Here is a 13979-nt window from a genome sequence, read left to right on the forward strand (position 1 = left end):
CCGGGGGCCGACGGAGATCACGGTCCCCGGTCAGCGCCAGCCGTCGTCGCCGAAGCCGAGGGTCACCGGGCCGCGGCGGATCCCCGCCACCGTCTCCGACGGCAGCACTTCGTCCAGGAACGCGTACTCCGGGCTGCGGGTCCGCGCGTGCCACTGGGCGATCTCGTGCCAGCCCGGGGCCGCCAGCGCGCCGCCGAAGTGCTGCACCGACAGGCTCGCCGTCAGGCACGCGAACCGGAGGCGCTCCACCAGGGGCCAGCCCGTCAGCGTCGCGGCCACGAAACCGGCGCCGAACACGTCGCCCGCGCCGGTGGCGTCCAGCACGTCGACCGGGAGCGCCGGGACCGCCGCCGTCTCGCCGGTCGTCCCGTCCACCGCCAGCACGCCCTCGCCGCCGCGGGTGATCACCGCGATCGGGACCAGGTCCGCCAGCCTGGCCAGCGCCGCTTCGGCGGTGTCCGTGCGGGTGTAGCGCAGGGCTTCGACTTCGTTCGGCAGGAAGGCGTGGCAGCACGCCAGCTGCTCCAGCAGCGCCGGCGACCAGGCCTCGGACGGGTCCCAGCCGACGTCGGCGAACACGAGGCTGCCCGACTGGTGTGCGGTGTGGACCCACTCGGCCGTGTCGAGGCCGATGTGCGCCACCGTCGCCCGGCTCGACGGCGGCGAACCGGCGAGTTCCGCGACCGGGACGGGTGGCGGGTGGCCGTGGGTGACCATCGCGCGGTCGCCCGCGTAAGCCAGCGAGACCGTCACCGGCGAGTGCCACTCCGGGAACCGCCGCGACCGCGACAGGTCGATGTGCTCCTGGCGGGCCAGCACGTCCCAGCAGTAGCGCCCGTAGACGTCGGTGCCGAACGCCGCCGCCAAGGACGTGCGCAGGCCGAGGCGGCTCAGCGCGACCGCGAAGTTCGCGATCCCGCCCGGTCCCGAGCCCATGCCGCCCGTCCACACCTCGGTGCCCGGGGCCGGCGGGTGTTCGAGCCCGGTGAAGACCAGGTCGAAGAACAGCAGGCCGGACAGGAAGACATCGATTTCGGGTGCGGGCTCAGCCGGCACGGGCGCCTCCACGGATCACGCAACGGTGGCCCGAGCCTGCGTCAGCGGCGCGAGATTCGCAAGAGGTCGGCCGGTCGAGCCGCGGATTGCGTGCTCCCGGCTGCTATGGTCGCCGGATGCGGCCCGGCTGTCATCCGGAGCTTCGCTCCGGGCCGGGGGCTCCGCCACCCGGACCCCCGGAACACCTGATGCGTCATCCGATCGAGCAAAGCGTCTCGCGATGAGGCTGGCGATCCTCGGCGGCGGCGGTTTCCGCGTGCCGCTGGTGCACGGGGCACTGCTGGCCGGCGGCGAAGTCACCGAGCTCGTCCTGCACGACGTCGACGCCGGTCGCCTCGCGGCGATCGAACGGGTCCTGGCCGAGCAGGCCGACGGCGCGGCGAACGCGCCGCGGGTGCGCACCACCACCGACCTGGCCGCCGCGGTGTCCGATGTGGACTTCGTGTTTTCGGCCATCCGCGTCGGCGGCCTGCGCGGCCGGCGGCTGGACGAGCAGGTCGCGCACGCGGAAGGCGTGCTGGGGCAGGAAACGGCCGGCGCGGGCGGGATCGCCTACGGGCTGCGGACGGTCCCGGTCGCGGTCGCCCTCGCGCGGCTGATCGGCGAGCTGGCGCCGCGTGCGTGGGTCATCAACTTCACCAACCCCGCCGGGATGGTCACCGAAGCGATGGCCGCGCACCTCGGCGGCCGGGTGATCGGCATCTGCGATTCCCCGGCCGGGCTGTGCCGCCGCGTCGCCCGGGCTCTCGGGGTCGACGCGGCGGCGGCGCGGTTCGACTACGCGGGGCTCAACCACCTCGGCTGGCTCCGCTCGGTCCGGGTCGGCGGCGAGGACGTCCTGCCGCGGCTGCTCGCCGACACCGCCGCGTGCGAGTCGTTCGAGGAGGGCAAGCTCTTCGGCGCGGACTGGCTGCGCACGCTGGGCGCGGTGCCCAACGAGTACCTGCACTATTACTACTTCGCCCGCGAGGCCGCCGGCGCGGAGTCGCGCGGGGCGTTCCTCCTCGAGCAGCAACGCGGTTTCTACGCGGAACCTTCGCTGGCGTCGTGGGAACGCACGCGCCTCGAGCGTGAAGCGACGTACATGGCCGAGACGCGCGAAGGGGAGCGTGACGACCTCGAGGGCGGCGGCTACGAGAAGGTCGCACTGGCCTTGATGCGCGCCCTCGCGCACGGCGAACGCGCGACGCTGATCCTCAACGTCCGCAACGGTTCCGCACTTCCGGGCGTGCCGGGTGACGCGATCGTCGAAGTCCCGTGCGCGGTCGGCGCGGACGGCGCCCGCCCGCTCGGCGTGGCGCCGCTGGCGGACCACGCGCTGGGCCTGGTGACGACGGTCAAGGCGGTCGAGCGGGCGACGATCGAGGCGGCGACGACGGGTTCCCGGGCGGCGGCGCTGCGGGCGTTCGCGCTGCACCCGCTGGTCGCCTCGGTGCCGGTGGCCCGGCGGCTGCTCGACGCCTACGTCGCCGCGCACCCGGAACTCGCCTACCTCGCCTAGACCGCCGCCATCGCGTTGAACTCCGCTTCGGCTTCCCGCTCCGTGCGGAGCTCCCACGCCTTCTCGGCGATGTCGTCCGGATCGAGCGTGCCCACGGTGAAGCCGTGGTCCTGCGAGGTGAACACGCGGTGGATGTCGCCGCGCTCGATGAGGCCGCCGATGGTCAGGATTCCGGCGTGGACGCCCTTCTCCCGCAGGGCCGCGTGCAGCGTGAGCACGTACATCCGCAATGCCGCCGACGCCGGGGCGAGGCTGCCGAGCATCGGCATCGGGTACTTGCCGCTCAGGCCGCCGGCGAAGAGCAGCGAACCCGAACCGCGCGCCAGCAGGCCCGGGAGCACCGCTTCGACGAGTTTCGCCGCCGGGACCACGGCGGCGTCGAACGACGCGCGGAGGGTGCCCGCGCCGGCTTCGGGGAGCGGCGTGATGCCCGGCCCGGACGTGGCGTCGGCCGGCCCGAAGTACACCGTGTCGATCTCGCCGGCGTCGGCGGTGATGCGGACGAGCACGTCGCGGAGCTGGGCTTCGTCGGTCACGTCGGCCGTGTAGGTGCGGGCATCGATCCCGGCCAGGGACGCGCGGTACGACGCGTGCCGGGCGTCGGTGCGGGAAACCAGCGCCGTCGTGAAGCCTTCGCGGCCGAAGCGGTGGGCGATCGACAGGCCGAGCCCGGGACCGACGCCCAGGACGGCGAGCACTTTCGGCAAGGGAACCTCCTCCTCGACTAAATTGAGAACTTCCTCAACTTAGTCACAAGCTGAGGGTGCCGTCAACTTTTCCCTGGGGCGGTACTGTCCACAATGGATCACGATTGGCTCCGACCGTGCGGCCGTCCGGGCGGATTCCGGCGTCCGGATCGCGTTCCCGAGTGGCCACGAAGGCTGGCTGGTGACGCGCTACGACGACGTCCGCACGGTCTTCTGCGATTCGCGGTTCAGCCGCAACCTGCTGTACCCGGGCGCGCCGTGCCTGATCGAGCCGGGCGACTTCTCGACCGGCGAGCACAGCATCCTCAACATGGACCCGCCCGGCCACACGCGGCTGCGGCGGCTGTCGGCCCAGGCGTTCACCGTCCGCCGGATCGCCGCGCTGCGGCCCCGGATCCAGGAGATCGCCGACGGGCTGCTGGCGGCGATGGTCGCGCACGGCCCGCCGGTGGACCTGGTCGAGGCGTTCGCCTTCCCGCTGCCGACCGCCGTCATGTGCGAGCTGCTGGGCGTCCCGTTCGCCGGCCGCGAGCGGTTCCGGCAGTGGTCGCGGGTGATCGTGACGCCGATGCAGCACGCACCCGCCGACATCGAGCGGGCGCGGCGTGACGGCGCCGAGGACATGGCCGCGCTGGTGGCGGAGAAGCTGGCACGTCCCGCGGACGACTTCCTGAGCGCCCTCGTGCACGCCCGCGACGAGGACCTGCTGTGCCGGCATCCGGAGCAGCTGGCGGCGTTGCGCGCCGATCCCGCGCTGACCCCGGGGGCGGTCGAGGAGATCATGCGCTACGACGGCCCGGTGGACTCCTCCCTGCTGCGCGTGGCGCTGGAGGACGTGACGCTGGGCGGGGTGCTGGTGCGGCGAGGTGGTCCTGGCCCACGTCGGGGCGGCGAACCGGGACGAGAACGTGTTCCCGGCGGCTGCGGAGTTCGACATCCACCGCAAGGATGCCCCGCAGCTTGGCTTCGGCCACGGCATCCATTTCTGCCTCGGTGCGGCGCTGGCCCGGCTGGAGGGGGAGATCGCGCTGCGGGCGCTGGTGGACCGGCTGCCCGGCCTGGAACTGGCGGACCCGGCGGAGACGATCACCTGGCGGCCGCCGCTGTCGGTGCGCGGCCCCGAGGAGGTGCCGGTGACCTGGGAGGCCTGAGTCGGCGGCCGGACGCCACGAGGTGCCGTGATTTGGGGCGTGAGTCGGCGGCCGGGCGCCGCCGGGTGCCGGTGACCTGGGTCGCCTGAGCGGGCGGCCGGGCGCCGCGAGGCGCCCGCGTCCCGGGCGGCGGATCCGGTGGGCCGGAGGCGTGGCTCGGCCCTCCCGTGCACCTGGGCCGAATGCCGGTTCCCCTTGGCGCCATCGGCCGAGCAGCGCCCGTCGCGACTGCTCCACTCGGGTAGAACCTGTTCCAGTTCCGTCGCGCTCCGGAAATCATGGCCCTCGCCGTTCCCGCGAGCGAGGAGTCGCCATGGATGCCGACCTGACCCGCCGCCAGCTCCTCCGCGGCACGGCCGCGGGCGCAGGCCTCGCCGTGACGGCCGGGCTGGCCGCCCCGGCCGCCGCGGCGCCGTCGGCGGAGTACGACGTCGTCGTGGTCGGCTCCGGGGCGGCGGGCATGACCGCGGCGCTGACCGCCGCCAAACGCGGGCTGAGCGTCGTCGTGCTCGAGAAGGCGCCGACGTTCGGGGGCTCCGCGGCCCGGTCCGGCGCCGGCATCTGGATCCCCAACAACCCGGTCCTGCTCGCCGCCGGGGTGCCGGACACGCCCGCGAAGGCCGCGCAGTACCTCGCCGCCGTCGTCGGCCCGGATGTCCCGGCCGCGCGGCAGGAAGCCTTCCTGCGCAACGGTCCGGCGATGATCGCCTTCGTCTTGGCGAACAGCCCGCTGCGGTTCCGCTTCATGGAGGGCTACAGCGACTACTACCCGGAGCTGCCGGGCGGGTTGCCGAACGGCAGGTCGATCGAGCCGGACCAGTTCGACGGGCACCTGCTGGGGGCCGAGCTGGCCAACCTGAACCCGCCCTACCTCGCCACGCCGCCCGGGCTCGTCGTCTTCAGCGCGGACTACAAGTGGCTGAACCTCGCCTTGGTGAACGCCAAGGGGGCCGCGGTCGCCGCCGAGTGCCTCGCCCGCGGCACGGCCGCCGCGCTGGCCGGGCAGAAGCCGCTCACCATGGGGCAGTCGCTCGCCGCCGGCCTGCGCGTCGGCCTCCAGCGCGCGAACGTCCCGGTGTTGCTCAACACCCCGCTCGTCGACCTGAACGTCGAAGGCGGCGCCGTCACCGGTGTCGTGACGCCGCAGGGGCTGGTGCGGGCGCGGCGCGGCGTGATCGTCGGCTCCGGCGGGTTCGAGCACAACGCGGCGATGCGCGCGCAGTACCAGCGGCAGCCGATCGGCACCGACTGGACGGTCGGCGCGAAGGAGAACACCGGCGACGGCCACCGCGCCGGGCAGCGCGCCGGCGCCGCCCTCGACCTGATGGAGGACGCCTGGTGGGGCCCGGCCATCCCGACGCCGGGCGACCCGTACTTCTGCCTGGCCGAACGGACCCTCCCCGGCGGCCTGATCGTGAACCAGGCCGGGCAGCGGTTCGTCAACGAAGCCGCGCCCTACAGCGACGTCGTGCACACGATGTACGACAAGAACCCGTCGGCGCCGGACATCCCGGCGTGGCTGATCGTCGACCAGAACTACCGCAACCGGTACCTGTTCCGCGACATCGCGCCGCTGCTGCCGTTCCCGGACGCCTGGTACGCCGCGGGCGCGGTCTTCAAGGCGTCGACCGTCCAGGACCTCGGCGCGCAGATCGGCGTGCCGCCGGCCGCGTTGAAGTCCACTGTGGACCGCTTCAACGGCTTCGCCCGGTCCGGCGCCGACCCCGAATTCCGGCGCGGCGCGAGCGCGTACGACCACTACTACACGGATCCCTCGGTGACGCCGAACTCCTGCCTGGCGCCGTTGTGGGCGGCGCCGTACTACGCGTTGCGGCTGGTTCCCGGGGACCTCGGCACGAAGGGCGGCATGCGCACGGACGCCCGGGCGCGGGTGCTGCGCCCGGACGGCTCGGTGATCCGCGGCCTGTACGCGGCCGGCAACGCCAGCGCGGCGGTGATGGGCCACAGCTACGCCGGCGCGGGGTCGACGATCGGCCCCGCGATGACGTTCGGCTACATCGCCGCGAACGACGTCTAGAACTCCTTTTCCACCAGCGGAAGCACCTCGGTGCCGAGGAGTTCGATCGCCCGCATGACCTCGGCGTGCGGGACGCCGGACCAGTCCATCTGCATCGCGTACCGGTCCGCGCCGGTGAGCTTGCCGACTGCGATCAGGCGTTCGGCGATCTCCTGCGGGCTGCCGACGAACAGCGCCTGCGCGTCGCGGGTGTACTCGTCGTACTCGGCACGGGTCGGGACCGCCCAGCCGCGGGCGCGGGCGCCGTACTTCATCGTCTCCAGCCAGTACGGGTAGAACGTTTCCTTGGCGTCCTGGGACTTCTCGGCGATGAAGCCGATCGCGCTCATGGTGACGTGCAGGTCCGCGAGGTCCTGTTCGCCGGCCTCGCCGGCCTGGCGGTAGAGGTCGACCAGCGGGGCGAAGCGCTCGGGCTGCCCGCCGATCACCGCGTACACCACCGGCAGGCCGAGCAGCCCGGCGCGGATCGACGACTCGGGGTTGCCGCCGGTGCCGATCGAGATGCGCAGGCGCTTTCCGTACGGCCGGGGCAGGATCCGCGCGTTCTCCAGCGGCGGGCGGAACCGGCCGGACCAGGTGAGCGGATCTTCGCGGTCGATGCGCAGGAGCAGGGCGAGCTTCTCGTCGAAGAGCTCGTCGTAGTCGCCGAGGTCGTTGCCGAACAGCGGGAACGACTCGGTGAACGACCCGCGCCCGGCGAGCAGCTCGGCGCGGCCGTGGCTCAGCTGGTCGAGCGTGGTGAACTGCTGGTAGACGCGGACCGGGTCCTCGGTGCTCAGCACGGTCACGGCGGAGCTCAAGGTGATCTGGTCGGTGACGCTCGCGGCGGCGGCCAGCACGGTGCCCGGGTTGGAGATCGCGTACTGGTCGAGGTGGTGCTCGCCGAGGCCGTAGAAGCCGAGGCCCAGCTCGTCGGCCAGCTTGATCCGCTCGAGGGTGTTGGCCAGCGTCTGCGCGACGGTGGGTTGTTCGCCGGTGTGCGGGTCCGGCGCGCGGTCGCCGAAGCTGTAGATGCCGAGTTTCATACAACGCTCAACTACTTGCGGGGCGGATTCGTTCCCCCGGCCCCTCGACCGCTCAGCCCTCAGCCGAAGCGGGCTTGGATGGCCTCGAGGTTCTTCTCCGACAGCCGCAGCGCGGCGGCGCGCAGGCTCAGGCCGTCCAGGGTGGCGACCTCGAACATGCTCGTCACCAGCGCGCGCATCCGGGTGCGGACCTTGCCGAAGGCTTCCTCGGCGTCCGCGCCGACGTCGCCGAACAGCGTCCACCACCACCAGGAGTTGGTCGCCGAGTTGGCGACGAAGTCCGGCACCACGCGGATGCCGCGGGCGTCGAGGAGTTCTTCGGCGTCCGGCGTGACCGGCAGGTTCGCGGCCTCGACGATGAGCTTCGCGCCGATCTTGGCCTGGTTGTCGGCGTCGACGCAGTAGGAGATCGCCGCGGGCACCAGCACCTCGGCCGGCACGTCCAGCCAGGCTTCCGGCGGCAGGAGCTCGTCGCCGGGCTTGAGGTTGTCGCGGTCGATGCCGCCGAAGCGGTCTCGGTGCCGGAGCAGGTTTTCGACGTCGAGCCCGGCCGGGTTGGCGACGACCCCGCGGACGTCCGAGACGCCGACCACGCGCAGCCCGGCGTCGGCGAGGAAGCGGGCGGTGGCCCCGCCCATCGCGCCGAAGCCCTGCAGCACGACGCGGTTCGGCTGGTTGTGGAGGCCGAGCATCTCGAGCCCGGTGAGGGTGGCCTGCGCGACGCCGAGGCCGCCGACCAGCTCGTCGAGTCCGAGCCCGCCGACCTCGATCCGGAAGGCCTCCGCCAGCCGGGCGGTCGCCGCGTCGCGGTCTTCGAGCAGCGGGTAGATCGCCTGCACCGGGCTGAGCAGGCCGATTTCGGCGATGACGCCGTCGATGACGTCCCGCCGCAGGCCCAGGTCCTCGCCCATGGTCCAGTACTGCTCGATGAGCGGCCGCATGGCGTGCAGGTACCGGGCGACGACGTCGCGGGCGCGCTCGTCGTAGGGGTCGAAGTCGATGCCGCCCTTGGCCCCGCCGAGGGGGACGTACCGGCCGTCGGGGTCGTAGTTGAGGCCTTCTTTGAGCGTCATGCCCCTGGCCAGGCCGCGGACCTCGAACAGCGAGCAGCCGCGGCGCATCCGCAGGCCCCCGCTGGCCACGCCGCGCACGAGCCGGTCGATCACCAGGTACCCGCGGCACCCGGTGACGGGGTCGGTCCACGCCACTTCGAGCAAGGCTGTTTCGGTCATCGCCCCTCCTGATCCCCCGGTCAACATCCGAGCTCGTGCGCCATCGCCTGCTCGACCCACCGGTCGCAGTCCCCGGTGGTGACCGTGCCCTGCCGGGCGACGACCTGGACGGCGAGCCCGTCGAGCAGCGCGGTCAGCCGCCACGCGGCGCCGTGCGGATCGGCGCACCGGAAGGTCCCGGCCCCGACACCCTCCGCGATCAGCGCCACGACGGCATCCCGCCACCGCAGGTCCAGCCGCTGCAGCACGGCCCGCAGGGCGGCATCCCGCATGGCCGCCGCGCCGGCTTCGATCCACAGCTGCCAGTTGTCGTGGTGCGAGGGCCCGTACAGGGCGAGGACGGCGCGGAGCCGCTTGTCGGCGGGCCCGCTTTTGCCGAGCTCGTCGTTCAGCTTGGTCAGTTCGTGCTCGGCGGCCTGCCGGAAGGCTTCGATGACGAGCGTTTCGAGGGTGCCGAAGTGGTAGAAGATCAGCGCGGTGCTGACGTCGAGGGAGTGAGCGACATCGGCGGCCCGCACACCGGAGATGCCCCGGGAGCGAATCTGCGCGAGCGCGGCCCGCACGATCTCCTCCCGCCGCACGGCAACGGCCTTCCGCATCATGCGGCCACCGTACCGAGGCGACTGGGCCGGCGGGAGGCGCCGAATGTGGGTTCCTCGGCCTGTGCGGACAGTCAGGACCGCAGGTGAGGGGGCTGGTGGGGGCTTCTGTCGTGGTTTGGGGAGCGGCCTGCGGTGATCGCGCGGCAAAGGCAACCCCTCCGCTCGGTTGCCGAAGTCGCGCCGCTGGGCTCCTGCCGTCGGGAGCTGGTCTGGCCGATGCCGCGCCGAAGTGCCGGGGGCCGCCACCGCGGCCCCCGGCACTTCCGCACGATCGCCGCCTCAGGGGGTCCACTGGGGGTTGCGGCCCAGGTAGCGGAGCAGCGTCGCGACCGCGTTGTCGTCCGGTGCCGCCTCCAGGGCCGGGGCGTACGCGAAGCCGCGCAGGGGCTCTGCCAGCTGGTGGGCCACCGGGAGCAACTGGGCGGCCAGCTCCGGGGTCAGCGGGGACTCCTGGCCCGCCGCCCTCGCGATGTCCCATGCGTGGACCGCCGCGTCCAAGGCCGCCGCTCCCACCGCCACCGGGGCCGGGAGGGCTCCCTGCGGCAGGGGCGTCGGGACCGACGGCGCGTCGAGGGCCACCGTGGCGAACGCCGCCGCCGATGCCGCCAGGGTGGGCTCCAGGTACTCCGCCGCCGGGGCCGGGAGCTCGCCCGACGGGGCGAACGGGTTGAAGTCCGGGCCGCCCGAGCCGGTGATCGTCGCCGCGTAGCCCAGCTGGTCGCCCGCCGCGTGCTGGAGGACCTGCGTCACGTTCCACTCCGCGCACGGCGTCGGGGCCGACCAGTCCGTCACGCCCGCGATCGCCGACCGCAGCGCCTCGTGGGCCGCCGCCAGGACCGGCCAGGACGAGCCGCGGTGCAAGCCGGCGAAGAACCGGCGGATGTCGGCCACCAGGACGTCCGTGGCCTCGTGGGCCGCGTAGTGGCCGGCCGCGTCGCGGGGACCGCCGGAGCTCGCCGCGACGTCGTAGCTGTTCCAGCTGACGATGTTCGCGTGGTCGCGCTCGGCGAACCGCCTGATCGACTGGAAGTCACCCGCGAACATCGCCAGGCCCGTCGGGACCGTCGTCGGGCCCTCCGGGTGCGACGTCGTGTGCGCGTCCTCGTAGTAGAAGCGGATCGACGAGCCGCCGGTGCGGGTCAGCCAGTACAGCGCCACGTTCGCCAGGACGAACTCCGGGTCCAGGTGCTCGCCGAACAGCTGCGCGTTCCACGCCAGCAGGCCCAGCGGCGAGTCCGCGAGCGCGAACGCCAGCGTGTGCGGCTGCTGGCTGTGCAACGTGTTGAAGGAGAACATGTTCTCGTAGAACCACTGCAGGTGCGCGAGCGCGGCTTGGTCGGCTTCGCTCAGGTCCGCCATCTCGGCCGGGTCGCCGGACGGGAACGCGAACAGCTGGGTGACGTGCACGCCGACGACCTTCTCCGGCGCGAGCCGGCCGATCTCCGGCGAGACCATCGATCCCGCGTCGTTGCCCACCGCGCCGTACTTCTCGTAACCCAGCCGGCTCATCAGCTCGGTCCACGCCGCCGCCGTGCGCTGCGTGCCCCAGCCCGCCGACCGGGTCGGGCCGGAGAAGCCGAAGCCCGGCAGGGACGGGATGACCAGGTGGAACGCCGGCTCGTCGGCGGACGCCGGCTCGGTCAGCGGGCCGATCACGTCGAGGTACTCCACGATCGAACCCGGCCAGCCGTGCGTCAGCACCAGCGGCGTCGCGTCCTCCCGCGACGAGCGGACGTGCAGGAAGTGGATGGTCTCGCCGTCGATCTCCGTCACGAACTGCGGGTGCGCGTTGAGCCGCGCCTCGAACGCCCGCCAGTCGAACTTCTCCAGCCAGTACTCGGCCAGCGCGCGGACCCGCTCGTTCGTGACGCCGTACTCCGCGGGCAGCTCGTCCGGCCACAGCGCCCCGCGCAGGCGGTTCTGCAGGTCGTCGAGGGCGGGCTGCGGGATCTCGACGCGGAACGGGCGGAGGGCGGGGACCGTCATGACTGGCTCCTTCAGAGTGGAACGGAATGCTTCGTTCCGAACTGTAGCAGACCGGAACGATCCGTTCCAGTGCTAATCTCGGCCCATGCGCGAGACAGCCACGCCCGAGACGGCCACGCCCGAGACCGCCCTGCCCGGCCGCCGCGGCCAGGCCGCCCGCAACAACCTCGTGATCCTCGACGCCGCCCGCCACGTCTTCCTGGCCGACCCGAAGGCGCCGATCGCCCAGGTCGCCGAACGCGCCGGGGTCGGCATCAGTGCGCTCTACCGCCGGTACCCGAGCAAGGAAGCCCTGCTCTGCCGCATCTGCCACGACGGACTCCTCACGTACATCGGCGAAGCCGAAGCCGCCGCGGAGGAGCGAGACGGCTGGGCGGCGCTGACCGGATTCCTCGCCCGGGTCGTCGAACTCGACGTGCACTCCCTGACCGTCCACCTCGCCGGCACGTTCACCCCGACCCCCGAGATGGGCCAGGACGCGCGGCGGGCGGGCGAGCTGACGAAGCGACTGGTCGAGCGGGCGCACGAAAGCGGGCGCCTGCGGCCGGACGCCGTCACCGAAGACATCGGCATGATCCTCGAGTGCTGTGCCGCCATCCGCGCCGACGACGAAGGCCGGACGTCGGAGCTGCGCCACCGGTACCTCGCGCTGCTCATCGAGGGGTTGTCGGCGAAAGGCCCGGATCTGCCGGGGCCGCCGCCGCGTCCCGGTGAGATGAACGGCCGCTGGCGTCCCGCCTGACGGAGGCGCCGAAACGCGTCCGGATGGCGGTAACGAATTCCGGGAGCGCGACGACTGATCAGCGTCGGCTGTCCGAAAAGACCCACGCAAGATCTGTCAGAGCGGCATTCCCCGGACTGGAACAGCGAGATGACGACTATGCAAAGAAGCTGGCGACAGACCACGATCCTGTCTGCGGTGATCGCACTGGCCACGGCGTTCATCGCCATCGCACCGGCCGCACAGGCGGACACGCCCACCAGTTCCGTCGAAGTCAGTCCCACCACCGTGCTGCCGGGACAGACATTCACGGTCACGCAAACCATTCACAATGACCGCGATTTCACGGTGACTTTCGCGAAGGGCGCCATTTACGGTTCGCCGACCTCGATCACCGACGTCGTCGACGTCGTGTCCTGCACCAACACGACGGCGGTCGGCTGCTTCCAGGCCGGGAGCAGTTACCGCGCCGCGTTCGGCGACCTCGAGGCGGGCGGCACGAAGACCACGGTGTGGACCCTGCGCGTCAAGGACACCGCGGCGCCGGGGCAGTTCACGCTGCAGCACCAGTTCGTCGGCGACAACTACGCCTTCGACACCTTCGACGGCCCGGTCATCACGATCGCCAACCCGGCGACCAACGCCGACGTCAAGGTCGCGCTCGCCGCGACCGGACACGGCGGGCTGAACGCGCGCATCGACTACACGCTGACCGTCACGAACAACGGCCCGTCGGCCGCGTCCGGAATCCGGGTCGTGGCAACGTATCCGGCGGGTCTTTCCTTCGCCAGTGGCGCCGGGTGCGTCCGCGTCGGCACCACCCGGACCGTGAACTGCGACATCGCTTCGCTGGCCAGCGGCGCCTCGGCGACGCCGAAGTTCTCGGTGAACGGCGGCCTGCTCGCCATCGGTTCGTACACCACGACCGCCGTGCGGACGGCCAGTTCGCCGTCGGATCCCAACAGCGCCAACGACAGCGCGTCGAAGACGTGCTCGGCGCTCACCGGGCTCATCGTGACCTGCTGAGGGTTCGCGAGAGGTGAACCGGGCTCGTGTCCTCCGCCAGGGACCCGGGCCCGGTTTCGCGTTTCCAGCCGGTGATCTAGCCGGTGACCGACGCGTACAGCTTCGCGATGTCGTCGTCGAAATACGCGCTGTAGGAAACGTCCGGGGTGTCGCCGCCGAGCTGGTAGCCGCCGATCACGCCGATCACCGCGCCGCCGGTCACCCACGGCCCGCCGCTGGTTCCGTCCGGAAAACCGGGGCACGCCACGCGCAGCTGATAAGTGCCGGAACGCGTGGTGTTCCCGTCGCAGACGACCGGGGAATCGGTCGTGTCGGGGTAGCCCGTGAGGGTGATCCGGTGCTCGAATCCACGATTCGTGCCGAGCACGTTCGCGCCGGTGAGGCTTTCCAGCGAGGCCGGGTTGCCGGGCTGCCGGACGGTCAGGAACGCGAAATCCAGATCCGGGTCCGCCGACGACGTCCAGCCGCCGGCGACGGCCACCGACGTCACCGTCCACGTCCCGAACGGCGCGACGCCGTCGTGGTAGCCCGGGGCGAAGGTCATGCCGTTCCGGACGCAGTGCGCGGCGGTCAGGACGAGGTCGCCGGCGGTGGAATGCACGACGCTGGCCGTGCAGAAGTGACTCCCGCCCGCGAACAGCGCCCCGACCGGGGAAGCGGCGGCGGATTTCGCCGGAGCGGGTGAGGCGGCGGACGTGGAGACCGGGGCGGTGACGGGAGTGGGCGCCGCGGTGGTGACCGGCACCGGCGCGCCCGCGGCGTAGGCGTCGTCGGCGGTCGTGCCGGTGCCGAGGACCAGCCCGGTCCCCATGACCAGCAACGCCGACGCGGCCGTCAGTGCGGTGCGAGGAAACTTGATCGCCACCACTTCAGATCACCACAGCACCGCCGCATCCGCAGCGTGTGCGGCCGGATGCACAGCGACCTCATAGCG

The 13979-nt window shown here is 72.4% G+C and carries 12 protein-coding genes; 5 read left to right on the top strand and 7 right to left on the bottom strand.

Features of this window, described 5'->3' with window-relative positions; translation table 11 throughout:
* Positions 1 to 30 precede the first annotated feature (30 nt).
* A complete protein-coding gene (locus tag QRY02_RS44515) occupies positions 31 to 1056 on the bottom strand; it encodes a carbohydrate kinase family protein (RefSeq protein ID WP_285988686.1) in 1026 nt (341 codons plus the stop codon).
* 220 nt (positions 1057 to 1276) lie between these two features.
* Between QRY02_RS44515 and QRY02_RS44520 the strand changes: the two genes are divergently transcribed.
* A complete protein-coding gene (locus QRY02_RS44520) occupies positions 1277 to 2557 on the top strand; it encodes a 6-phospho-beta-glucosidase (protein WP_285988687.1) in 1281 nt (426 codons plus the stop codon).
* Here the strand turns inward: QRY02_RS44520 and QRY02_RS44525 are convergent.
* Positions 2554 to 3255 carry an SDR family NAD(P)-dependent oxidoreductase gene (locus QRY02_RS44525; RefSeq protein WP_285994097.1) on the bottom strand — a complete coding sequence of 234 codons (702 nt, stop codon included), beginning with the start codon at positions 3253 to 3255 and terminating at the stop codon, positions 2554 to 2556. The two genes, QRY02_RS44520 and QRY02_RS44525, sit on opposite strands and share 4 nt — an antisense overlap.
* Before the next feature lie 190 nt (positions 3256 to 3445).
* Here QRY02_RS44525 and QRY02_RS49005 point away from each other — a divergent pair, with 190 nt between their 5' ends.
* The gene (locus tag QRY02_RS49005; protein WP_285988688.1) at positions 3446 to 4504 is read left to right on the top strand and encodes a cytochrome P450 family protein; all 1059 of its coding nucleotides are present in this window, start codon (positions 3446 to 3448) and stop codon (positions 4502 to 4504) included.
* A gap of 224 nt (positions 4505 to 4728) precedes the next feature.
* Positions 4729 to 6453 carry a 3-oxosteroid 1-dehydrogenase gene (gene kstD / locus QRY02_RS44535; RefSeq protein WP_285988689.1) on the top strand — a complete coding sequence of 575 codons (1725 nt, stop codon included), beginning with the start codon at positions 4729 to 4731 and terminating at the stop codon, positions 6451 to 6453.
* On the opposite strand, the gene QRY02_RS44540 is transcribed toward kstD, so the two are convergent.
* From QRY02_RS44540 to QRY02_RS44555, 4 genes are all read right to left on the bottom strand, one after another.
* Entirely contained in the window at positions 6450 to 7478 is a 1029-nt protein-coding gene (locus tag QRY02_RS44540) for an LLM class flavin-dependent oxidoreductase (RefSeq protein WP_285988690.1), read from the bottom strand. The genes kstD and QRY02_RS44540 overlap by 4 nt on opposite strands.
* A 59-nt stretch (positions 7479 to 7537) precedes the next feature.
* Positions 7538 to 8710, bottom strand: coding sequence for a Glu/Leu/Phe/Val dehydrogenase dimerization domain-containing protein (locus tag QRY02_RS44545; RefSeq protein ID WP_285988691.1), 1173 nt, complete (start codon positions 8708 to 8710; stop codon positions 7538 to 7540).
* A 20-nt stretch (positions 8711 to 8730) separates the two neighbouring features.
* A complete protein-coding gene (locus tag QRY02_RS44550) occupies positions 8731 to 9312 on the bottom strand; it encodes a TetR/AcrR family transcriptional regulator (RefSeq protein WP_285988692.1) in 582 nt (193 codons plus the stop codon).
* Positions 9313 to 9591: 279 nt separating this feature from the next.
* Positions 9592 to 11298 (bottom strand): TIGR03086 family metal-binding protein, encoded by a 1707-nt coding sequence (locus tag QRY02_RS44555; RefSeq protein ID WP_285988693.1) that lies wholly within the window; start codon positions 11296 to 11298, stop codon positions 9592 to 9594.
* An 85-nt stretch (positions 11299 to 11383) separates the two neighbouring features.
* Here QRY02_RS44555 and QRY02_RS44560 point away from each other — a divergent pair, with 85 nt between their 5' ends.
* Together QRY02_RS44560 and QRY02_RS44565 are read left to right on the top strand one after the other, a co-directional pair.
* Positions 11384 to 12040: a TetR/AcrR family transcriptional regulator gene (locus tag QRY02_RS44560; RefSeq protein ID WP_285988694.1), complete on the top strand. Its 657-nt coding sequence runs from the start codon at positions 11384 to 11386 to the stop codon at positions 12038 to 12040.
* A gap of 177 nt (positions 12041 to 12217) precedes the next feature.
* Positions 12218 to 13045: a DUF11 domain-containing protein gene (locus QRY02_RS44565; RefSeq protein WP_285988695.1), complete on the top strand. Its 828-nt coding sequence runs from the start codon at positions 12218 to 12220 to the stop codon at positions 13043 to 13045.
* Positions 13046 to 13121: 76 nt separating this feature from the next.
* Here QRY02_RS44565 and QRY02_RS44570 read toward each other — a convergent pair whose 3' ends face one another.
* On the bottom strand, positions 13122 to 13913 hold the full coding sequence (locus QRY02_RS44570) for a trypsin-like serine peptidase (protein ID WP_285988696.1): 792 nt from the start codon (positions 13911 to 13913) through the stop codon (positions 13122 to 13124).
* Positions 13914 to 13979 lie beyond the last annotated feature (66 nt).

Origin of the sequence: Amycolatopsis sp. DG1A-15b (assembly GCF_030285645.1) — a bacterium.
GTDB lineage: Bacteria > Actinomycetota > Actinomycetes > Mycobacteriales > Pseudonocardiaceae > Amycolatopsis.